A 22,863-nucleotide genomic window follows, 5' to 3' on the forward strand; every position below is an offset into this window, starting at 1 on the left:
GAGTTAAGCAATGTGAGTTCGGGTTGTTTAATTTTTATAGTTGTGATGGGCTTGTTAATTGTGGGTGAATTTACTCCTTTATTTTTTGAGGATATAGGGAAATAATGAAAATAATTAGTTCCTAAAATGGTGTAATCGAGTGCGCGCAGATGATCTGATTTTGTTCTCTCAAGTGATTGAGCTAGGGAGCTTTAGCAAAGCCGCAGAACAAAATAATCTTACTAATTCAGTAGTTAGCAAAAGAATCGCTCGTTTAGAACAAGAGCTAGCGGTACAGCTACTCTATCGTACAACCCGTAAGTTGACCTTAACTGAAGCGGGGAAAGCGTTATTAATCAGTGCCAGAAATGTGAAGCAAGCCACGCAAGAAGCCATCGATGCCTTATCAGGTTTTGGTGAAAATGTCAGCGGACATATCAGAATGTCTGTGCCGACTATCTCTGGAGATTTGCTGCTTGCTGATGCGGTTGCCGAATTTTGTAATCGCTATCCAGGGTTAACGGTGGATATGTCGTTAGATAATCGGTTTGTTGATTTGATAGAAGATGGTTTTGATTTGGTGATCCGTACGGGTTATTTAGATGACTCAAGTTTGATCGCTCGGCATATTTTGGATTCGCAATGGGTGGTGTGCACATCGCCCGCGTACCTTGCTCGCCATGGTCAACCAATAACGCCTGAGCAGCTTGTTACGCATAATTGTTTGCAATACGCTTATCAAACTACGGGTGCCAGTGATTGGGAGTTTAAAAGCCCAGCAGGAAACCGAATCGTTAAAGTTTCAGGCAGCTTTTCTACCGATAATGCTACGGCGCTACGCAAAGCCGCTTTGGGCGGGCACGGGATTGCTTATGTACCGCGCTGTTTGGTCTACCATGATTTTAGAGAAGGGACATTAATTGACCTGTTCCCAGACCAAGTGGGTAAAAAGTTGGGTATTTATGCGGTGTATCCTTTTACTCGTCAGCCACCGAATAAAGTTCGTTTATTGATTGAGCATATTCGTCAGCGTTATTTAGCGATTGCCCATTATTTTTAACCCTTAACAGTCATCAACGATCAATGGACGAGTTTTGATCACTTGCTTTTAGTTGAGTCTCGCTCCTGCAGTCATTTGCCCTTGTTGATGTTTTAATTGAGTGAAGTAGCGATGAGCTTTTTCAACATTGGCATATTCTAACTGCCATGATGCTGCTCTTTGTGCATGACAAAATGCATTCATGTGTTCGAGTAAATCGTGACTATTTCTGTCTAATACGCTGGCAACGGATCTGACTAATGGATTGTTTTCAATGGATAAAAATTGCAGTAGCGCATAACTTTGGTTGAGTACCTGATAAGCGTTTTTCTGCTGTCCCATGGTATTAAGAATTTCAGATTGATACACCGCACAGTCTCGTAGGCCGCTGATTAAGCATACCAATTGGCAAGGTTTGGTTTGTGCGTGCTGCGCAGCGTGATGCAGATGTTGTGGAAGGTATGCCAAAACTTGCTCGAAAAGATAATGGGCCTCGGGCCAATGTCCCTGATTAACCAATTTTTCTGCTTTTTGATAATAGCTCCAACATAAATTGAGATCCATTGTGACTCCGATATTGCTTAGGTAGTGAAGTTCTATTTAAAGATAATTTCACGGCAAATGCAACTAGTTATCATTTGCATTTTTCATGCTTGGGTTGTTGTTTATTTGTTCACTTAACCATGAATTAGTAGTAAGTCACTAAAAAGATTGTGCTTTTCTTCTACACTTAGGCTAAAACTAAAAGCAGTAACACTCACAATAACAATCATAAGAACTAGGAGGGAGTATGGCGATTCAAAAATTGAATCTTGAGCAGCTCTACCACGTTGCAACTTTAGAGCATTTGCCATGTAAATCGACCAAAGAATTGGCTCCCATTGATGAAATTGTTGGCCAAGAACGCGCGCAAAAAGCGGTTGAATTTGCGATGTCGATAAAAGAAAAGGGCTATAACATCTATGCGATTGGACGCAATGGGTTGGGTAAGCGTACCATGATCTTGCGTTATTTAAATCGCCATCAGCCAGAGAATAACGCGCTATTTGATTGGTGTTATGTGGCTAATTTCGATGATATTCGTACGCCGCGAGTGTTGAAGTTGCCCGCTGGAGTGGGGCAAACTTTCCGTCAAGATATTGAAAAACTAATGACCAAATTGGTCAATGCGATTCCGTTAGCGTTTGATAATGAACTCTACTTTAGCCGAGCCGACCGCTTAAAAAATCAACTCGCCCAAAAGCAGGAACAAGAATTAGCGGCCATCACTTTACGCGCTAAAGAGCGCGACATTAGCCTAACGATCACCAATCAAGGTGAGTATCAGTTTGTCGCCATGAATGGCGAAGAAATGCATACCGAAGAAACGTTTGATGCCCTGAGCAAAAAAGAGCAAGAGCATTTTTCACAAACCATCGATGAACTGGAAGTCAGTCTACGTAATATGGTTCGTCAACTGACCGAATGGGAAGAGACTTACAGCGAAAAAATTAAAAAGCTCAATGATGACGTGACGCTGGACGTGATCAGTCATTTTATTAAACAGCTTAAGCTTGATTATTCTAAATACCCAGAAATCAAAACCTACTTAACCGAATTACAAAAAGATATCGTCGAAAATGTGGAGATCTTTTTGGACGAAACGGGAGAGCAAGGGGAGCTGGCTACCGCGGCGTTGGATAAAAAATTACCGCGTCGCTATAAAGTTAACGTGCTGGTGTGTCGCGCTTCGCAAGAATTTCCGGTAGTGGTCGAAGAAAACCCTAACTATCATTCCTTGTTTGGTTATATTGAAACTGCTACTTATAAAGGAACGGTATTTACCGATTTTTCACTGATCCGCGCTGGTAGTTTACATAAAGCCAACGGCGGCGTGCTACTGATGGATGCGGTGAAGGTACTGGAGCAGCCCTATGTGTGGGATGGTTTAAAACGTGCTCTGCGTTCACGTCAGCTCAGTTTCACCTCGCTAGAAAAAGAGGTCACCTTAACCGGAACCGTCTCGCTGGATCCTGAGCCGATACCTCTGGACGTTAAAATCATTTTATTTGGTGATTACCGAACCTATGAATTGCTTACGCATTATGATCCGGAGTTCAGTGAGCTGTTTCGCGTGACGGCCGATTTCGAAGATGAGATGAAGCGCACGCCAGAAAGTGAATTGCATTATGCTCGTTTTATTTCCAGCATAGTGCATGATAACAATATGTTGCATTGCGATCGTAAAGCGATTGCGCGCATTATTGAACACAGTTCGCGGATGACCAGCGATCAAAATAAGCTCTCTTTGCATTCCGCCCATATTGCTAATTTATTGCGTGAATCTAATTATGTTGCTCGGCAAGCGAACTCTAATATGATCCGACAAAATCATGTAGAAGAGGCACTCAATAACCAACAAATGCGAGTAAACCGTTTGCAAGAAGGGGTGATGGAAACCTTCCTCAATGGCACCACATTATTGCACACGGAAGGTTCCGCCATTGGTCAAGTAAATGCTTTATCCGTATTAGCGACGAGCGATCACGCCTTTGGTGCGCCGAACCGAATTACCGCCACTACCTCGTTTGGCGATGGCGACATTATTGATATTGAACGTAGTGTTGATTTAGGGGGCAGTATCCACTCGAAAGGCGTGATGATCCTTTCTGCTTACTTAAAATCAGTATTTGGTCGCACCGCGCGTGTACCACTCACGACCACTATTACTTTTGAGCAATCTTACGGTGGTGTTGATGGGGATAGCGCAAGCATGGCCGAGTTCTGCGCTATTGTATCGGCGTTTTCTAGACAACCTAATCGACAAGATATTGCGATTACCGGTTCGATGAACCAGTTCGGTGAAGCGCAACCGATTGGTGGGGTGAATGAAAAAATCGAGGGTTTCTTTGATGTTTGTTCGATCAAAGGTCGTCATCCACAACAAGGGGTTATTATACCGCGCTCGAATCAACATCATTTGATGTTACGAGCGGATATTCTCAAAGCGGTGGAAAAAGGCGAATTCCATATTTGGGTGATTGACCATGTGACAGAGGCGATTGAACTCTTCACAGGTAAACCTGCTGGGATTGCAACCGAAGATGGCAGCTACCCAGTCGATACGATTTTTGGCTTGGCTCAGGCTAAGCTCAACGCACTACGTAAATAAACTGAGCTTTGGATTAACACTTCGCTTTCTTATTGGCTCCTTCGGGAGCCATTATCGTTCTCTGAAATGCTCTGATACGGCTGAACGGCGGCTAGGTCCAGGTTCGGTAGAAATGGTGTGCTCGTAGCCTGCTCGAATAAAGCGCTGATGAGGTAGCGGAGGTTCAACTCGACGTAGCTGTGGTGAATCGGTGGTTCCTGACAGTTGATAAAGGGTTTCGCCAGTACCTGTTCTGATCGCAATTGTCTTGCCATCAAATTCAAATTGTGTGGCAATTAAACGATGATCACGAAACACACCTTGTTCATTAAACGTGAGCACTTCGGTTAAGTGGCTCGGCGCGCCAATTTCAATCCAAGAACCATGAACGTTCTTTGGATTAATATAATCGCGATAACTCACGATAATTAACAGCGCAAATCCGACGGCCAATAGACTTAATATTAGCCAAAAGAGGACTTTAAACAGAAACGATTGACTATCAGGGCGGTATTTTCGGCTAGGTTTTTTTCTAATAACCACGTCATTCTCTCAAAGTATTTAGGATTTATTACGTAAAGCCTCTAGGTAAGCTGAGTATAGCATATTGTCATTAAAGCTAAGCTAATGATATCTTGAGTGTCTCGTTGAGTCATGAGTGGAAAATGCCACTCAAACTATTTTATCTCAGAAAAGGAATATCATGATTAAGGAAAATAGCTACTTTGATGGCAATGTGAAATCTTTAGGTTTTCAGCAGCAGGGCGAGTCAATGACCGTCGGTGTGATGGCTCCCGGAGAGTATACCTTTGCGACGGATGCTCCGGAAAAAATGACCGTTATCAAAGGGTCATTAACCATTAAACGGACGAGCGATCAACAATGGTTAACTTTTCATAGCGGAGAGAGTTTTGACGTTGATGGTCATTCATCGTTTGATCTTCAAGTGTCGCAAGCGACCGCTTATTTGTGTGAATTTTTATAGCGACTTATTCTTCGTTCACAATAGGAACGACATTTCCTGCTGACCCAAAAAAGCCACACTGAATCAGTGTGGCAAAAACAAAAATATTAGGCAGTGGCTTTATTTTTGTTTAACAACCGACCTTATGGTCGAATAGACAGTAAACTTATTCTTCCTTTCCTCTTACAGCGGCAGCCATCTTTGTTTGCTCATCGAGTTTGTTGATGAGGGCTGATCACCACTCTAAGTCGTTTGGGTATAGAGTTATCAGGCAATTAGTAGGTGGCAAATAAGCCCGCATTATAATCCGCGATCGCTTGCTCAATCTCTTGGTGGCTATTCATCACAAATGGACCGTAATGAACGATCGGTTCGTTAATTGGTTCACCGGCTAAAATCAATACGCCACTGGCCTCTGAAGCTGATAATTGCAGGTCAGAGTTGCGAGAAAGTACCGCGAGTTCGCCCTGTTTTAAGCTCTTGCCAACTACATTCACCGTGCCTTGATAAGCATAGAGCAACACATTGTAGTGCTCAGGGATGATTAGAGCGATGTCACTGGACGATTGAGCGCGCCAGTCGGCCACAATAGTCGCAACCCCAGTTTGAGTTAGTGGGCCTTGCAGCGTTCGCTCGTCGATAGCCAGTTCTCCGGCAATGATCCTTAGCTTACTCACTGAATCTGTTGAGTATTCAGTGATCGTCTCAGGTTGAAAATCATGATACTGGGCAGGAGCCATTTTGTATTTTGCGGGTTGATTAATCCAAATTTGGAAACCATGCAATTGCCCTTGCTCCATGATCGGCATTTCACTGTGGATGACTCCTCGCCCCGCGGCCATCCATTGTGCGCCACCGCTGCGTAGTTCACCGACGTTACCCATTTGATCGCGATGTTGAAAGTGACCTTGTAACATGTAGGTGAGTGTCTCAATGCCTCGATGTGGATGAGGGGGAAACCCACCAATATAGTCAGCACTGTCGTCTGATTTCAGCTCATCGACCATCAGGAAAGGGGAAAACCTGTCATGGTTAAAACCAGCAATACGACGAATTTTAACACCATCACCATCTGAGGTTGCTCGGGCGGGAATTATCTGTTCAATGACGCGTAAGGGGTTCATGATCATGCTCCATCATTAGAGGATGATCATAGCTTACCGATTACATCACAAAAAGGGAGCACAGAGAGTTGAGGATGTCATTCAAAAATTTTGAATATTGATATTGTTATATTTTCCGACACATTTTTCTAAATGTAGGGCCGTTTTTATGATCTATGGTGTATGCCCATCACTAAATAATCTGCCTGAATGTGAGGTTGATTCTCGGTTGGCAAGCTTGACGAGTTTTAGGAATAGTATGTTGCCAACAGTGTTGTGTGTCTCCCGCCATCACTAATAATGAGCCATGGCTAAGCTCAAAGGTTAATTTTTCTTTACTTTGAATATGGCGCAGCGCAAAACGCCGAGTCGCTCCTAGTGATAATGAAGCAATGACTGGCTGATGACCTAATTCCGGTTCATTGTCTTGGTGCCAGCCCATCGAATCTTGACCATGGCGATAGAGATTCGCTAATACTGAATTGAATGGTTGATCTGCAACACGCTCACATTGTGCTTTCAGGGGCAATAAGGCTGGTGCCCATGACTGTGGTGCTAAGCTTAAGCCTGAATAGCGATAAGCTTTTTCACCATACCAAGCGTGAAGGCGAGGCTGCATGATTGGTTTACCAAACATCATGATCGCTTGTTGCTGCCAATTCAGTTCCAATGACAGACGTTTATAAGCGTTATCAGCTTGTTCAAGGGATAAAAAATTTGGAATCCACAGTAATTGTCCATCCTGAATGGTTAGCCATGAGGGAGTGTGTGTGGACTTTTGAATAGAAAACAGAGTTGGCGTCATTATTATTCTCAGTCAATCTTTTTGTCGTCAGAGTTAGCTTATGTTTGACAGGCGAAAAAACGATTATCGGCGGTCTATTTTTTTTGCATTTTGCGCATTGGTTGCAAAATGCAAAATCACTATGAGATTGGTTGTAATGAAACGGATGTTTTTTCGCCACGTTAACCCTAAATTACTGGATTTTTCGATTTTAAAAAGTTGGCACGCAATATGCTTTATAATATATGACCCTTTTAAGCCGAGGGTCACCTAGCCAACTGACGTTGTTAGTGAACCTTCTTGTTCACACAAAATATAGCCAATCGCGCCTTTTTTGCGGTTGGCTTTTTTTTACGTTGTTTTTCTTGTCAACGATCAACGCTCCCAGCTTTATTGGCACATTTATCATAGCAACTAGGCACTCGTGGGCATACAGCACCACGTGAGCAGATTAATCTTGCTTGATTATCAATCCCACGCTCAATCCAATTAATATTGAGAATTTTTGCAATCGTCAGCAAATCTTTTTTAATGTGTCTGGGGATGATGGTAGAACCTCCTTGTTGAACACAAGAAGCTTTGAGCTCTTCGGCTATCGAGCGGGCATCGCCTCCTTGAGCATCGATCGCAGGATTCAGATCAATCCCAGCACACAGAACTCGATTATTCCCCGCAGCATCAGACATATTCATTGATTCGCAGCAGTAAATACGCGGTTCATCACCGACATTTAAAATTGAAATCTGCGCGGAGCTACCGGGTAACGGTTCAGATAAACGACGAAATACGGCCCAGTGTTGGCAAGGGTCATCAACTTTACGCATATTACCCCAAGGTAGGGGAATGCCATTACCACGATACACCGCTTTAAGTTTTCCTTCGCCATAGGCATCAAAATAGTGCCAATAAGGGTAGGGAGAAACGACGGTCATCCGGCGCATGGCAACCGAAGGAGATACTCCCGCTTTTTGATGTACGGAGATTTCATAACCATTACGATCCAACAGCTGGCGAAAGGGAACCTTAGGGCAAAGTAGAGCACCAGCAAAAAAGCTCGATTCAAAATCACGCCATGCTTGTAAAATATCTTGTGAGTTAAGCTCGGAAGTTTGCTGAAGATCGCTCTGTTCTTCCCAGCCATGAGTATGCCCAACCGAAAGCACACTTTTTAATCCCTCTTTACTGTGCAGAACGTTATGGCCGATATACACCGCTAAATCGTATTTCAGGCGTGTCGGGTATTGTTTTAAAATCTCATTAAGATAAATATTTCCCGGCGGTTCAAAAAAAGAAGTGACTAACTGTTTGGCGCTGATCCCCAATTCATCGACGACATCATGTGGCGTACGAGTCACCCAACGTATGGTCAATCCTAGACTTTTAGCGATATCGATTAAATCTTCTACCGCTAAATTAAGACGTTTTAGTCCCACCTCCTCTGCTGCACGTTCTAGATCGGGGAAATGATTTTGTAAACTTTCTTGATGGGCGCGGATCAGTAAATGTGCAAATTGGCGTCCCGTTATCCCAGTTTGTGACAGCATCTCGGGAATCGCAATTTGTAAAATATCATTAGAAAATAGAAAGCTAGGTTCCAGTGCCATACCGCTTATTCCCCCGCGGTTACCTTTATTCGGGGTAATGTCGGCTTGTTCGGGCTCGTCATCTAAAAACCAACGTGGATCTTTTTGAAAAACTTCTGCAATCACTTCCAGCATTTCCACGCTAGGCACTCGCTTACCTCGTTCAATCATCGAAAGGTAAGAGACCGAAGGAGCGTATTCTGGATTAACCCGTATACAGCGCGCAGATAAGTCTTCCATGGTTAAGTGATTGCGTTTGCGCAAGTTTCTTACCTTGGTGCCTAAAAAATGTGACTGTCTAACTAAGCTTTTTGATATGGCCATTTTGTAAAATTCACATTGTAAAATTTTTGTTGTGAAATTGTAGTAAAAAATCCGCTAGTCTACAAACTAAGCCAGTCACAGAATTGAATGAAAATTAAACATCAGTTTGAAGTAACGGCTCTAGGACACAATAAATAGTTATCCACGAGGGAACGACAATGAATATGCTGACATTCGATAAGACCAACATTCAATCAACTCAACACCCGTTTATCGCTGAAGCTGTTTTCGCTGTGGAGACAACGAGTGCAAATCAACAGCGTGAAAGACAAGTCAAAGCTAAGCAGCTGCTTGACCGTTTATTTCCGCTAGAAAGTGGTTCACATCAAGAAGTCACCAGTTACGTGATCGATTATCACCATGTATTAGCGTATTTTAAAGATGGTCGTCACAGCGGTTTAAAACATCCAAAACAGTTTGTCGCCTTCACAGGAAGTAAAGATCAACCTTGTTCAATCTTATTTCGAGAAGGGGATGGTAGTAGTCATGTAGAGCTGTTATTAGGTTGTTTACGCGGGACTGGTTGCGTGGAATTGGTTGAGATAGAAGATGTTCAGTTGGAAACCTGCACGACGTTTAGTCAACAAATCAATGATCACACAGCCAATACGGCGATCCGTCATTGGATAAGCCTCATTAAAGGTAATGCGCACGGTAAAGCGCAAGCTTGCAGTGAAGATAAAGAATATACAGCCAAAAGTGGTGAAGATTACTGCCTTAGCTACGCTTTTCAGCTATAGGTTTGACTATTGACATTCAGCATTAGGTTGAGCGGCTTATTTTAAGTCGCTGACCGTTTGGATAGAAACCGAATATTTAGATGGCGATCGTAGGGCCATCTAAATACTCGGTTACGGTTTTTAGAGCGGCATTACTCGGTTGCGACCAAGATTTTTTGCTTGATAGAGCATTTTATCGGCTCGATCAACTAAGCTATCCGCGGCTTCCAAGCTTTGATATTCGGCAACCCCAAAAGAAGCGGTAATGTTGCCAATTTGCTGCCCAGAACGGCGATCGCGTACTAACAGTTTTTCAATTGAACGACGCACAGACTCAGCAAACTGACGCGCACTACGCAAGGTCATGTTAGGCAGTAGAATAACAAATTCTTCGCCTCCAAAACGGTAGGCCGTCATCGCTTCGCGACAATTACTTTGAATACGTTTGGCAATCGCTCTTAATACCGAATCACCAAACAGGTGACCGAAATCATCGTTATAGCTTTTGAAATGGTCGATATCTAACAAAATAATGCTTAGCGCTTGTTGAGCATGAAGCATGGCAAGCAGATCGTTGTTGAAAGCGCGTCGATTATATAACCCACAGAGTGGATCAAAGAGGGCATCTTTCTGTACTTCTGCTAACTGGCTTCTGAGTTTAGAGATCTCATCGCAAGCGGTTTTGAGCTGATTGTTTAAAAAGCGGGTCGAATGGCGAATGTCTCGTGACTCACTGACTAGCTGTCGAATAACGCCCATCACCTCTTCTAAAGAGAGGTCTTCTTTTTCTACCCGTTCTAAATCGTAAAAACTTTTATCAATAATGGCTTCAAAAGCTCGAGTGTCAGTCATGGTATCTGACATTGAACTGGCGACTTCGCTGGCTAAAATTTCCATATTGGCGCGCAATTCACTGACCGTCGTTTCTGCTTTAGAGGCGATAAAGTTTTTATAGAGCACTTCACCAGAGCTGGGTGGGCACAAGCCAAAATGCTCCAAAATGGAATCCATCTCTTGATTTAACTGCGGTATCGCGTGATCGACATAAGTATACCAAAGTGCGTAATTAGCAGGCGTAGCGGCAACATGATGCTTCATCATCAGGGGAACCGCTTTTTTCAGGTTGGCAGTGGATTTTTTAAAAACGTCATCAGGCATCGGTTTACCCGTACTAGAGCTAATCAATTCTATGGGCTAAGCGTAGCGGATTTTCGCTGATTTTGCTGCAAAAAACCGCGGATCTTGCCGTTATCGTGTATTACATCGAGAGTGATGATGAGCGTTGTGATTCAAGCTTTTTCGCTCCTCTGAGCATCGCCTCGATAAGTTCAGTGGCGTTAAACTTTTCTAATGCCTCATGGGCACCCACTTGACGAGCGCGATCAACGCATATTTCACTAGACAGTGAGGTGTGTAAAATACAATAAGCATGGCTTAAGCGAGAATCGTTTTGTACCTCAAAAGCCAACTCGTAACCATCAAGACCGGGCATTTCAATATCACTGACTAAAAGGTCAATCGCATTATGTTCATCGGCTAAGTGGCGCATTAACTCGATGGCTTCTAAACCATTTTTACAAATTTGGTAAGGAATGTTGATCCTATCCAGCGCGTCGGCCAGTTGTTTACGGGCAATTGATGAGTCATCGACCAATAAAATATTCAGTGGTTTTAGACGCTCACGTTCAATATCGGTCAGCATCGGCACTTTGGTGGATTCGTATTGCGGATAGATTTTTGAGAGCAGCAGTTCGACATCCAGAAGTTGGACAATACGATCTTGATAACGAGTGATCCCTGTTACAAAAACATTATTGCCTGCAGTCACCGGCGCTGACTCAATGGATCGCCAATTACATTCGATGATTTTTTCAATTCCGCGCACCATAAAGGCAACCACGGTACGCAGGCAGTCAGTGACAATCAAATAACACTGTTTATATTCTTGAGGTGTAATCGGCCTAAACCCAATAGCTGCGGCCATATCAATCACTGGTACCGTTAGATTACGTATCGTCACCGTTCCCACCACATGATGATGAGAATACGGGATTTGCGTCATCGGTAAATAGGGGACGATTTCCCTTACTTTTAACGTTCCAATAGCAAACAGCTGTTGCTGTGAGTTGAGGGTAAACATCAACATCCCTTGCGACTGATTTGCTTTACTGACGGTTTTGGCCATAACACACTACTCAAAAATAAACACACTACACCCTCTATAGTAACTGAAAATTGCCGCTTCGTAACGCTATTGAGCTATTTTTAGCAGTTAAAGCTTCTTGACGAGCGATGAATATCGAAAAGATGCATTAGGTTACGGCTTTGGTTAAAATAAGCAGCTTTGTTATTAGATCGAGTATTTCCCTATGGCGAAAACAGCCGCTGCATTGCACATTTTAGTCAAGCACAAAGAGCAAGCTGATGAATTACTACAGCAATTGAAAAAAGGCGCTAAATTTCAAACCTTAGCCAAAAAACATTCACTTTGCCCATCGGGTAAGCGTGGTGGTGATTTAGGCGAGTTTCGCCAAGGACAAATGGTTCCTGCCTTTGATAAAGCGTGCTTTCAAGGTGAAATTTTGACGCCGCAATTAGTGAAAACCAAGTTTGGTTGGCATGTAATAAAAGTACTTTACCGTACCTAGTGTTGTAGTGAACCATTCTTTTCTACTGAAGCTACCGCGCTGCGGTCGCTTCTTTCGAGCCAAGTATATTGTTTCCATACTCATGATGACTGACTCAATCAACATCGCCGAATGCTCTTACGGTTAGCTTGCTTTTTGCGTGGCACGCCTAGTTTGCATTAGATGATTGTGTTGCTTGAGTATTTATTGTGACAAAGTTTACAGATTTTCATCTTTTCAACTAAAAAAATTCACAAATTGATTTCCATCAAAATAGTGTGGTTTTTATATGCTACTGTGCGCGCCAACAAAAAGAATAATTAGCCCAAGAAAAGGAAAGTAGCATGAAAAAAACAGTCTGTGGATTAGCAGTCCTTACCATTTTAGCTTCAACTTCAGTGCTTGCTCATCAGCAAGGAGATATTTTGGTGCGTGCGGGTATTGCTAGTGTCGTACCCAATGATAGCAGTGATAAAATTCTTGGTTCACAAAGTGAACTGTCGGTGAACAGTAATACTCAGCTGGGCTTAACGCTAGGCTATATGTTGACGGATAATTTCAGTATTGAGTTATTAGCCGCAACGCCTTTCTCGCATAAGATCTCGACCGATCTTGGCGGTTTAGGGGATATCGGTAAAACTAAGCATTTACCACCGACGGTGATGGTCCAGTACTATTTTGGCGAAGCGGGCAGCACGTGGCGCCCTTATGTTGGCGCTGGTGTTAACTACACCAACTTCTTTGATGAAAAATTTAATGATACTGGAAAAACAGCCGGGCTTAATGATTTAAAACTGGATGATTCTTGGGGTCTAGCGGCCAATGTTGGTGTCGATTATATGCTCGATGATAACTGGTTCTTTAACGCATCAGTTTGGTACGCCAATATTGAAACCACAGCAAAATATAAAGCGGGTGTTGATGCCCAATCCACTGACGTGAAAATTAATCCTTGGGTATTTATGATCTCTGGCGGTTATAAGTTCTAACGGATTGGCCTGATAACGCTCAGCAACAATAAAGGCAGGAAATCCTGCCTTTATTGTTTTCTATATTACCGCTTTGCGGTTTGGTTAATTAGTGCAATACGGTTTCTAGAATCGCACCATTCAATTGGTTATTAAACAGAAAATCAATAGTTTGTTTTTGCATTTCACCATGGTGAAGTGTATCAGACCCATCATCATTCTGTGGGCCAATAAAAGTTGAATGCTTAGCTGTGCCATTATACTGAATAAAGACGCTGCTTTGCCCATTCACGGTTGATGTCGTGCGATTGATCGTCATTAATCCAAGTAAGCTCGCCACTGGCTCTGTGCCAGCAAATGGCAGTATGCCTGCTTCCTTTGTGACATTCGGCACCGTATTATCATTGTGAACTTGAGTCAGTAATAGTGGCGTTGTAATGCCTGAGGCTAGATTTGCTATTGGATCTATGCTGTCGAGCACCGATTGAGCAGCAAAGCTAAACTGAGCAAACAGTGCGTTTAATTGTGCTTTTTGTTCATCGCTGGCAAAAGATTCAAACAGACCGTAGCACTCAGCGTCCGTTTGCCCACTATGACAAAATCCCTTTACAAATTCTTGATACTGAGCAGAAGTCAGCGCTAAGTTATGTTTGATTTGTGGTGCAAAGGCGTTTGAACCAAATAGAAGTGGTGCGATACGGCCCCCAGAGTTATGGATTGCTGCGGCGCTAAAGTGATAGAGAGCATTCGCTTGAGGATTACCTAAATCCTGTTCACTTGCTGCCAGTGCGGACAGCCCGACAATACCACCTAATGAGTGACCGAGCAGTTTAAATTCACTATTTCCACTCAGTGTTGCCAAAGGTGAACCTGAGAAATTTGCTTTAGGCATGCTTAGCGCAGCGCGCAGCGCTAGCACATCCAAAATACTTTGACGCACATTATCACGGGCCACGGGTAAGTTAGCTAAGTTTAAATAGGCCAGCACATTGGTATTGGCTGAGCGCTGCTCATCTAAACTGCGCTCTCCGTGCAGTGGCATATCAATCGCAATCACCGCTAAACCCGCTTGAGCAAGGCGAAACGCAAACGCGTAAGCATTTTCTTTGGCTGAGGTAATGCCGTGCTGATAAATCACCACGTCCTTAACCGTACCCGTTTGGGGAGTAAAAAGTAAAAATGGCACGGTTTGCAGTGATTTAATGCTTGGCAGCGGTGAATAGCGGGTGATCAAACGCTCGCTGTCTAATCGGCTGCCATCGGTTTTCGTTAGCTCAAGACCGACTAATTTCATCTGCTGTTCTTGACTGGTTGCCAGTTCGGTAAGATCAATACCAGCACCGATCAATTGCGTGGCAATATGAGCCTGCTCGATAGGGTCTTTTAACGCTGCTGATATTTTCGCTAGGCTTGGGGAAGCGGCGCTAAACGCTTGTGTATTCCAATTTGCGCCAGTTTCAAGATAGTAAGGCAGAGTCACGGTGCCGTGAGTGACGTTAACCGATTGACCGCTATCAATAACGGACTGATCATAAGCTGCAATAAGTAGATTCTTGGGAGCCTTTATATATTGTTCAAAAGCCTTATCTGCGTTTAGCGCTTCAGCAAAAGGCTTGGGATCTTCAAAGGTCATTTGATAAGCATCATTTTGATGGTCAAATGTTTGCTGCCAAACCGCTAATGGGTTTCCTTGCCCCGCGCCGTAGGCCGTTGCTGCAGCTACAGCGCTTAAAGTATCGCCCACCGATTGGGTGCTAAACCAAGTGCTGTATACGATCTGTTCTGCATCAACACCGGTTGCGCTAAATAGGGCTTCCGTACCATGAGTGATTTTCTGCAATTGTGCCAATTGCCCTTGGCTATAGATCCGCTGCTTGGATTTAAGAGTAGCATAGCTACTTGAGGTGCCGATTGGCTCGCCTTGTGCGTCTTTAACTTCACTGGTGATGGCTAAAATATAGTTGCTCGCTGGGTTTAATGGCTTAGTTGGGTAAATGGCGATCTTACTGGTCGCGGCATCGCTAAAGGCGACAAAGTCTTTTTTATCAAAAACATTGCCTAGTTCAAATACCTTTTCAAATGCTTGTGCATCGGGATCACCTAATAATGACTCTTTTAGTTCAACGAGATAAATACCGTCTGTGATGGGGCCAGTAGCCAAACTGCCGCCTGTAAAATCCAGATACAGTGGCATAGTGGTTGACCAACCATCGAGCTGATTCATAGCAACGCGCGGATTACTGGGCGAGTTGTCACCATCAGTAGGTAAGTTCAAGGTGCCATCTTGCGGGTTCATCAACGCATACGATGGCAGCGGCACAGAAGGGTTAGCGCCGCTTAACTGAAATTTAATCTGTGTTTCGCGAGTTAATGCCTTGGCAATATGTGGCTCGTAGCTAATGGTGGGTGCGCCAGAGCTTTGCATTTCATCGCCGCATCCCGCTAACCAGAGAGCAGAGCAGAATAGGGAAATTTTAAGTAGTTTTTTCATGGGTATCTTAACCTATTTAGAACTGGTAATTGAGCTGGATGGCACTGATATAGGCATTGGCTTTGGTGTTGAAATTTAAGCTCTGGCCTGCGGCGTTGGTTTCGGTGAAGTTACCTTCCTTGCTTCTTACTAATGCAAAGCCCGCATCAAGGGTAACGGCATCATTCAAGGTGTAAGTAAAACCTGCTGAATACCAGTAGCGGTCACTATCTGGAATGCTCAAGGTGGCTTTACCCGCTTGTTCATCAAATGCTAAGCCAGCGCGCAGTGTCCAATCATGGTTAAGGCGATAGGTGGTGCCAAGGGACCAGCGTCCGTTGTCTTTATAGTCTTCTGGTTTTTGGAAGCAGACACCGTCTTTACACTCAGCTGAAGTGGCTTTGAGCTCTTTAAATGAACGCCATCCGGTGCGTTGATAGCCATAGTGAATCGCCCATTGATCATTGAGTTGATGAAAGGCGGATATTTCCCAAATTTCTGGTAGATCAAGCTTTAAGCGGCCGACGACTTCGGGCTTGCTGGCTGCGCCAGAGTTATAGCTGGAAAAGGTACCATCATCAAAATCGAGTTTGACCTGTGAGCGGTAAGAAAATCCAAAGCGGTGATTTTCATTCACTGAGTAAAGTGCGCCAATATTCCAGCCATAACCTAGGGTATCGCCTTCCATAGAGATCAGCTTATCACTCGGCTGACCACCTAAGGTCGGAGCTAAGCCACCTTGGTGACGATTGAGCTCAGCATGGGCATAAACAAGATTAACCCCTGCGCCCAAACTAAGATGTTGATTGACTTTATACGCTAGGCTCGGGTTGAGGTTAACGGAAATCAACGCGGTATCGCCTGCCATATCGCCAGCGTAAATATCGCTTGGGTAATCGGTTGCTACACCATAGGTAGTGAAAAGACCGATTCCCCAGCTCCATTGTTCATTGATTGGGCTTAAATAATAAGCCGTTGGGACCACTTGGAGAGGAGCAATATCCGACATTTTTTGCTGATTACTCAGATCATAAACATCGACATCGGGATCGATAATGCTCAATGCACCAGAAAATTGCGCGCGCTCAAAACGAGTCATTGCCGCGGGGTTGCGAGCTAATACACTGGCGTTATCTGCCACGGCGCCTTCACCAGAAAAGGCTCGTCCAAGGCCAGAGGCTGAGTGTTCAGCGACTTGAAAGCCAGCGCTATGTACAGAGCTGCTTACCATAACGGCAAGTGCAACCAGAGTTCGGGGAAAGGTGTTCATTCTCGTGTTCCTAAATATGCAACTGTCGTGGACGATTGAATGTATCCCCTTGCGACTTAAAGCTGCTGTGATATTGGCTGTACTTGTTCACCCCAATGGCACAGGTTGTCTATGCGCATTGGGATAAGCTCACTTGCCATTTACCAGTAACGCTAAGTTGTTTGGAGATAGCCACTATTGCTTTTATTGGCATGATAGATTCCTACCGCGTTCATGCGGCGTTTTGAAATCGTATCGCTACCTGTGATCGATAATTTTTATACTACGGGCATGTAATGTATAAAAACATAAGTTATTATGTTAATAATTTGTATTATTAATGTCAAATTATTGGTTTGTTACATTTGAGGCACGGATTATAAAAGTACATTTCGTCAATGTCTTATAGAAATTTTGTGGTAGTACCAGTAGGGGATTGAGCATTAGGCTAAGATTTTGTTTGAAATGACCAGAAAAAAGCAGTTTAAGCTGCTGTTTATTGGAGATTAAACAGCAGCTTGGTGGGTTTTAAAAATAGGGCTATTGGCCGACAAAGGCGACGACGACGCGATTATTGTCTAACGTACGTGAAAAGACATAAGCATTGTCTTGTGGGATCAGTTGATGAACTCCTGCTCCAATTGCAGGGTTATTTTGGCGAAATTGGCCTAAGGTTTGCCAGTGTTGCAGCAAGGCTGCGCGATCATTATCCCATTGCCAGTTCATTGAAGAGCGAGTCCCTTGATGAAAATCATCCGCATAAGGGCCGACTTCGCGAGCCACTTCATCACCATAGTAAACTTGGATGGCTCCTGGTGTTAATAACAAGGCATTGGCCGCATTACGTTGCATCTCGAGTGATTTAAAACGGCCAAAGAATAGTTCCGTGTCATGAGATGACATGTAACTGACCGGATTAAAATCAGCATGTTTGGCGAGCGTTTGCGAATAGGCTTGGTACACATCCTCCATAGTGCTTAAGCAAGCAGCGCCGCGATCCATTCTTTTTTGTAAATCAAAGTTGATCAGCGCATCGAAACCATCATCAAAATAAGGGCTACGATAAGCACTGTGTGCCCAAACTTCACCCATCATCCAGAACGGTTCACCTTGTTTTCCATGTTTGGTGCGCCATTCATCAAGGCGTTGGCTAGCGGTGGATTTCAGGCGTTGCCATACTTCTCCTTCGACATGTTTAACGGTATCAATTCGATAGCCATCAATACCAAAACGTTTTACCCAATCGGTTTGCCACTCGATGAGATAATCAGTGACGGTAAAATTGTCGCGCGCTTGGACTCGTGTTCCCGGATTATTGAGTAGCCATTGAGGTGGTTTGACATAAGTGTCTGCTTCAGTGAGAAAATCAGGTAAACCCGCTAACGTTAAGGTTAAATCGCTTGAGCCCGGCGCTGGATAACCCGGCAGCCCGGCACGTACCCAATCTTTACCCCACCATTGCTGCCAATTTGAGTTTTGATAATCAATATATTGATGAAAACTGTGCCACGTTTCGCCAGTTTTTGGTGCCCAATCGCTCCATTTTTCAGGCAGAGTGTTAGGTTTGACAACGTCAATGCCATCGAACTGCAAATCCGCTAAAGTCGCGTAGCCAGTATGGTTGAGTACCGCATCGAGTAGGACTTTCATGCCTCGCTTATGGGCTTCTGCCACTAAGGTGGCGAGATCTTCATCAGTGCCAAAGTTTTCGTCGATTTTGGTGAAATCTCGCGTCCAATATCCGTGATAGGCATAAAAAGGAAATGAGCCACTGTCGCCTCCGCCAATAAAGCCATGCACTTGTTCGACAATAGGCGAGAGCCAAATTGCATCAGTGCCAAGGCTTTTAATGTGATCGAGCTTTTTAATTATCCCTTTGAGATCTCCGCCATGAAAGGTACCAATTTCTTGTTGGCCATCTTTTTTACGGCCATAACTGTGATCGTTACTGGGGTCGCCGTTATAAAAACGGTCAACCATAACAAAATAGATATTGGCATTACGGTAAGTGAAAGGCTGTGGCTCACTCTTTAGCGGAGCAAGCAGAATAAGTCCGCCACTGGTTGGCGAGGGGGTTAAAGAGACCTGCCCGTTGTTAACGGTGACTATTTGACCGCTCATCGCGTCTTTTAGTTCGGTGCCTTCAGTAAAACTATCGGCTAAGGTCAAGGTAACCTCTCCACCTTGATATTGCTCACAAACGACCGAGGGTAGTGGGCGTTGAAATTCGGTTTGTTTCGCTGTGGTTGGCTGACGAACAAAGGCGATGGTTTTATGTTGCTCATCAAAACTGAACGCATAATCACCAGTAAAGCGGATATTCAGTGGTAGTTCTGTTACGGCACCACAGTTAAGCTTGATGGGAGTATTAAAACGAACAGTCTGTTCACTGTCAGCGTGACAGTCGCCCTCAATACCACTGATTTTTAGCGTGTAGTTATCCTTGGTTAACGGTATGACTAACGGCGATGTCGCGCTGAGTGGGAAATCTCGACTATTGGTGGTGGTCGAAATGGTGATATTGGGTGATGCCAGTACCGCTGGTGCGGCTAGCATCATTGCGTAGGTTAGCGTATGCAGTTTCATTCTTTTTATTCCTTGAATGATGATATCTCCTGCCAATGGCAATTCACCGCTGTGCTGGTCAGAGGTAGAGAGGCGAGGGAGAGAGTAAACCGAATTTCACGCTTTACCATAAGCGGTCGTGCATGGCTTGACATCATTCTTGCTGACTACGCCCTAAAAGTTTGATGCACTTCACTGCTTGCCCTTTGGGGGCGTAGAGCCTAAGGCGCTTGTTGTTGAGTTTAAGACTCGGCATGATGTGGTTTTGCAAAGGGAGGTATGCTCTCTTTCGTTTGTACTAGAGCTGGTCGAGGAAACATACGATGAGTAAATGGCTATTATGGTTTGGTTTATTTAGCCTACCTGCTCAAGCCGTACATGAAGATTTTTTGTTACCGTTTCTCAACCCCAATCACGCTCTACCGACCTTGTCTGAATGGCAAGAAAGTCATCAGTGGTTAGAGTGCGCAGAGGAGAGTGATCAGCATCGATGGTGCAGTGATGAATTTTATTATTACTCAACATTAGTTTGGGCCAGTATCGACTTTATCAATCAAGAACCAGCCATGTTAGTCTTACATCTGACCTATTCGGCTCATGACTGGAGTCAATTGCAATTAGCGCTGCGCTGAGATGGCTTTCAAGTTGAGCGCGTCCAGATCGCTGAGGCTATTTTTTCCGTTGATGATCAACGGATCGATAAAACCATCTCTGACGTTGATCGCCAGTTAATCTTATTTCTTAACCATCATGCTCATCGTTTTCCTAAGCGGCAGCAGTGGTCGATGTCTGGACGACACGTTGAGTTGTTGACCGATGGTAAGGATATTGAAGTGCGTTGGCTGACCGTGGGATCGAAGGACTAAATTCAGCGGCCTCTTATCGGACGTGGTGTGTTTAGCCTATTAAATCAAATAGAGAGTAAGGTAAAGGAGTAGAAATAATGATTGAGAAAGTTACGATGGCTTCCCAAGGTCCAGAATTTTCTGAGCTAGTGCAAGGATACTGGCGTCTTGGGGAATGGAACATGACGCCGCAAGCTCGTTTAACATTCATTAAGCAGCATCTTGAGTTAGGTATCAGTACCGTTGATCATGCTGATATCTATGGTAATTATCAATGTGAGCATTTATTTGGTGAAGCACTAGCACTTGAGCCATCACTGCGTGATCAGCTCCAGATCATCACTAAGTGCGATATTAAATTATGTGGTGATAGTTATCCTTCGCAAAAGATCAACCACTATGATACCAGTTCAGCGCACCTGTATCAGTCAGTCAATAGTTCATTACAACGTCTCGGCGTCAATGAAATAGATGTGTTATTACTTCACCGACCAGATGCATTGATGAACGCCGATGAAGTAGCCGAAGTGTTCTCTGATTTACATAAAGTTGGCAAGGTCAAACATTTTGGCGTATCGAACTTTAGTCCAGCTCAGTTTGATTTGTTACAATCACGCTTATCTAAGCCTTTGATTACTAATCAAGTTGAGATTAATCCGCTGAATATTCAAGTTGCGCATGATGGTACTTTGGATCAATTGCAACGTTTACGGACTAGACCGATGGCGTGGTCATGTTTAGCCGGTGGTCAACTGTTTAACGGACAGAGTGAGCAAATTACCCGAGTACGTCAGGTACTTGAAGAAATACGCGAAGAGATTGGCGCACAGAGTATTGATCAAGTGGTGTATGCTTGGGTACGTTGTTTACCTTCTAACCCTGTGGTGATCCTTGGTTCCGGCAATATCCAGCGTACACAAGCTGCGGTTGAGGCATTATCGCTGACGTTAACCCGCGAACAATGGTATCGAGTTTGGGTGGCATCCAAAGGACACAATGTGCCATAAGTTAAACCGATTAACCTTGCTGAATGAGATACCAGCCGCATCAAGCGTAAACGATGCGGCTGGTTACTATAAGCTGAGTGGATTAGTGATTAACCAATCACAAATTGTCCGAGCACATAGCCGACACAACATGCACTGATCACGCCCACTAGACCGGGAGCCATGAATGAGTGGTTAAAATACCATTTGCCGATCTTGGTGGTCCCCGTCATATCAAAGTTGACCGTAGCGATATCAGAAGGGTAGTTCGGAATAAAGAAGTAACCGTACAACGCAGGCATTAACCCGATCAATAACGCAGGTTCGAGTCCCAGTGCTACACCGACTGGTAGCATCATCTTCGCAACGACCGCTTGTGAGTTCACCACAACTGACACAATAAATAACGCCAAAGCAAAGGTCCAAGGATAGGTGTTCACCATATCAATGATCCCTGAGCGAAATTGTGGCATCGCATATTGAAAATAGGTGTCCGACATCCAAGCAATACCAAAAATGGCAATGGCTGCAACCATCCCCGATTTGAAAACCACGCCTTCTGGAACCGTTTTCGGATTAACTTTAGCGACTAATAAAATAATACCGCCGAAACAAAGCATCATCATTTGAATCACGGTCGCCATATCAATCGCTTTATTCCCCGAAACCATTCTGACTTCAGGGAACATAGCGATCAAAACAATGATCACAATTGAGAGAATAAAGAGCATGACAGAATTCTTTGCCGCAGCAGGGAGAACTTCATCTAATGATGTGGCGGTTGTGCTAAGAATTTTCTCTTTGAAGATGGGATCTTTTAGCCGTTCTTGATAGTCCTGATCTTGCTCGAGCTCTTTACCTCTACGCATGCTATAGAGTGACATCAGCACGGTTCCAAACAGAGTGGCAGGTACCGATACCATCAAAATAGATAAGAGTGTGATGTTGTGATTAATTGTCGATAGCTCTGCGAGATAGTAAACAACAGCGGCAGAAATCGGTGAAGCGGTAATGGCGATTTGTGAGGCAACGGAAGCGGCGGCCATCGGACGTTCGGGACGAATACCATTTTTTAATGCGACATCGCCAATGATCGGCATAATCGAGTAAACCGCATGACCCGTTCCAAGCAGAAAAGTCATGGTGTAGGTCACTAGAGGAGCAATCATGGTGACTCGTTTTGGGTTACGGCGTAACAACTTTTCGGCAACTTGCAGCATGTATTTTAAGCCACCCGCCGCTTCTAAGATCGACGCACAAGTGACCACGGCTAAAATGATCAACATGACCGTTACCGGAGGGGAGGTCGGAGGCATTTTAAAAATAAAGACTTCCACCACCAAGCCAATGCCTGAAACAACACCAAGGCCTATCCCACCATAACGGGAACCAATGTATAACACTATTAATAGGAATAAGAATTCCAAATACAACATACTAACCTGACCTTATCATTAAAATTGGGTATCCCAATTCACTCGGATAGCGTGTCTAGAAATGCTCGGTATTTCATCTCTATCTTGCTGTT

Annotated in this window: 19 protein-coding genes; 8 read left to right on the forward strand and 11 right to left on the reverse strand. The window is 44.1% G+C overall.

Annotated elements, in window-relative coordinates:
* Positions 1-139: 139 nt before the first annotated feature.
* The gene (locus tag BSR11_RS14375) at positions 140-1,039 is read left to right on the forward strand and encodes a LysR family transcriptional regulator (protein ID WP_072671021.1); all 900 of its coding nucleotides are present in this window, start codon (positions 140-142) and stop codon (positions 1,037-1,039) included.
* 48 nt (positions 1,040-1,087) lie between these two features.
* Here BSR11_RS14375 and BSR11_RS14380 read toward each other — a convergent pair whose 3' ends face one another.
* The gene (locus BSR11_RS14380) at positions 1,088-1,582 is read right to left on the reverse strand and encodes a hypothetical protein (protein WP_072671022.1); all 495 of its coding nucleotides are present in this window, start codon (positions 1,580-1,582) and stop codon (positions 1,088-1,090) included.
* 226 nt (positions 1,583-1,808) lie between these two features.
* Here BSR11_RS14380 and BSR11_RS14385 point away from each other — a divergent pair, with 226 nt between their 5' ends.
* Positions 1,809-4,169, forward strand: a complete 2,361-nt coding sequence (locus BSR11_RS14385; protein WP_072671023.1) for a Lon protease family protein — start codon at positions 1,809-1,811, stop codon at positions 4,167-4,169.
* Positions 4,170-4,220: 51 nt separating this feature from the next.
* Here the strand turns inward: BSR11_RS14385 and BSR11_RS14390 are convergent, their stop codons facing one another.
* Positions 4,221-4,685 (reverse strand): DUF2850 domain-containing protein, encoded by a 465-nt coding sequence (locus BSR11_RS14390; protein ID WP_072671223.1) that lies wholly within the window; start codon positions 4,683-4,685, stop codon positions 4,221-4,223.
* A 166-nt stretch (positions 4,686-4,851) separates the two neighbouring features.
* Here BSR11_RS14390 and ppnP point away from each other — a divergent pair, with 166 nt between their 5' ends.
* Positions 4,852-5,133: a pyrimidine/purine nucleoside phosphorylase gene (ppnP, locus tag BSR11_RS14395; RefSeq protein ID WP_072671024.1), complete on the forward strand. Its 282-nt coding sequence runs from the start codon at positions 4,852-4,854 to the stop codon at positions 5,131-5,133.
* 254 nt (positions 5,134-5,387) lie between these two features.
* On the opposite strand, the gene BSR11_RS14400 is transcribed toward ppnP, so the two are convergent.
* The 3 genes from BSR11_RS14400 to BSR11_RS14410 form a co-directional block, all read right to left on the reverse strand.
* A complete protein-coding gene (locus BSR11_RS14400; protein ID WP_072671025.1) occupies positions 5,388-6,236 on the reverse strand; it encodes a pirin family protein in 849 nt (282 codons plus the stop codon).
* Between the two features lie 172 nt (positions 6,237-6,408).
* Positions 6,409-7,020 (reverse strand): alpha-ketoglutarate-dependent dioxygenase AlkB family protein, encoded by a 612-nt coding sequence (locus BSR11_RS14405; protein WP_072671026.1) that lies wholly within the window; start codon positions 7,018-7,020, stop codon positions 6,409-6,411.
* Between the two features lie 347 nt (positions 7,021-7,367).
* Positions 7,368-8,906: a DUF3612 domain-containing protein gene (locus BSR11_RS14410; protein WP_072671027.1), complete on the reverse strand. Its 1,539-nt coding sequence runs from the start codon at positions 8,904-8,906 to the stop codon at positions 7,368-7,370.
* 158 nt (positions 8,907-9,064) lie between these two features.
* Between BSR11_RS14410 and BSR11_RS14415 the strand changes: the two genes are divergently transcribed.
* A complete protein-coding gene (locus BSR11_RS14415; protein ID WP_072671028.1) occupies positions 9,065-9,646 on the forward strand; it encodes an aldolase/citrate lyase/malate synthase family protein in 582 nt (193 codons plus the stop codon).
* 120 nt (positions 9,647-9,766) lie between these two features.
* Here the strand turns inward: BSR11_RS14415 and BSR11_RS14420 are convergent, their stop codons facing one another.
* Positions 9,767-10,783: a GGDEF domain-containing protein gene (locus BSR11_RS14420; RefSeq protein WP_072671029.1), complete on the reverse strand. Its 1,017-nt coding sequence runs from the start codon at positions 10,781-10,783 to the stop codon at positions 9,767-9,769.
* 100 nt (positions 10,784-10,883) lie between these two features.
* Positions 10,884-11,810: a chemotaxis protein gene (locus tag BSR11_RS14425; RefSeq protein ID WP_072671030.1), complete on the reverse strand. Its 927-nt coding sequence runs from the start codon at positions 11,808-11,810 to the stop codon at positions 10,884-10,886.
* Positions 11,811-11,994: 184 nt separating this feature from the next.
* Between BSR11_RS14425 and ppiC the strand changes: the two genes are divergently transcribed.
* Both ppiC and ompW read left to right on the forward strand, forming a co-directional pair.
* On the forward strand, positions 11,995-12,273 hold the full coding sequence (ppiC, locus tag BSR11_RS14430; protein WP_072671031.1) for a peptidylprolyl isomerase PpiC: 279 nt from the start codon (positions 11,995-11,997) through the stop codon (positions 12,271-12,273).
* A 323-nt stretch (positions 12,274-12,596) separates the two neighbouring features.
* Positions 12,597-13,241: an outer membrane protein OmpW gene (gene ompW / locus BSR11_RS14435; protein WP_072671032.1), complete on the forward strand. Its 645-nt coding sequence runs from the start codon at positions 12,597-12,599 to the stop codon at positions 13,239-13,241.
* Positions 13,242-13,329: 88 nt separating this feature from the next.
* Here ompW and BSR11_RS14440 read toward each other — a convergent pair whose 3' ends face one another.
* From BSR11_RS14440 to BSR11_RS14450, 3 genes are all read right to left on the reverse strand, one after another.
* Entirely contained in the window at positions 13,330-15,711 is a 2,382-nt protein-coding gene (locus tag BSR11_RS14440; RefSeq protein WP_072671033.1) for a VolA/Pla-1 family phospholipase, read from the reverse strand.
* 16 nt (positions 15,712-15,727) lie between these two features.
* Positions 15,728-16,960, reverse strand: coding sequence for an outer membrane protein transport protein (locus tag BSR11_RS14445; protein ID WP_072671034.1), 1,233 nt, complete (start codon positions 16,958-16,960; stop codon positions 15,728-15,730).
* Between the two features lie 519 nt (positions 16,961-17,479).
* Positions 17,480-19,525, reverse strand: a complete 2,046-nt coding sequence (locus tag BSR11_RS14450; RefSeq protein WP_072671035.1) for an alpha-amylase — start codon at positions 19,523-19,525, stop codon at positions 17,480-17,482.
* 302 nt (positions 19,526-19,827) lie between these two features.
* Here BSR11_RS14450 and BSR11_RS14455 point away from each other — a divergent pair, with 302 nt between their 5' ends.
* Both BSR11_RS14455 and BSR11_RS14460 read left to right on the forward strand, forming a co-directional pair.
* Entirely contained in the window at positions 19,828-20,136 is a 309-nt protein-coding gene (locus tag BSR11_RS14455; protein WP_072671036.1) for a hypothetical protein, read from the forward strand.
* Positions 20,137-20,447: 311 nt separating this feature from the next.
* The gene (locus tag BSR11_RS14460) at positions 20,448-21,356 is read left to right on the forward strand and encodes an aldo/keto reductase (RefSeq protein WP_072671037.1); all 909 of its coding nucleotides are present in this window, start codon (positions 20,448-20,450) and stop codon (positions 21,354-21,356) included.
* An 89-nt stretch (positions 21,357-21,445) separates the two neighbouring features.
* On the opposite strand, the gene BSR11_RS14465 is transcribed toward BSR11_RS14460, so the two are convergent.
* Positions 21,446-22,771, reverse strand: a complete 1,326-nt coding sequence (locus tag BSR11_RS14465; RefSeq protein WP_072671038.1) for an anaerobic C4-dicarboxylate transporter — start codon at positions 22,769-22,771, stop codon at positions 21,446-21,448.
* Positions 22,772-22,863: the final 92 nt, after the last annotated feature.

It is taken from the genome of Vibrio injensis (assembly GCF_001895205.1).
GTDB classification, from domain to species: Bacteria; Pseudomonadota; Gammaproteobacteria; order Enterobacterales; family Vibrionaceae; genus Vibrio; species Vibrio injensis.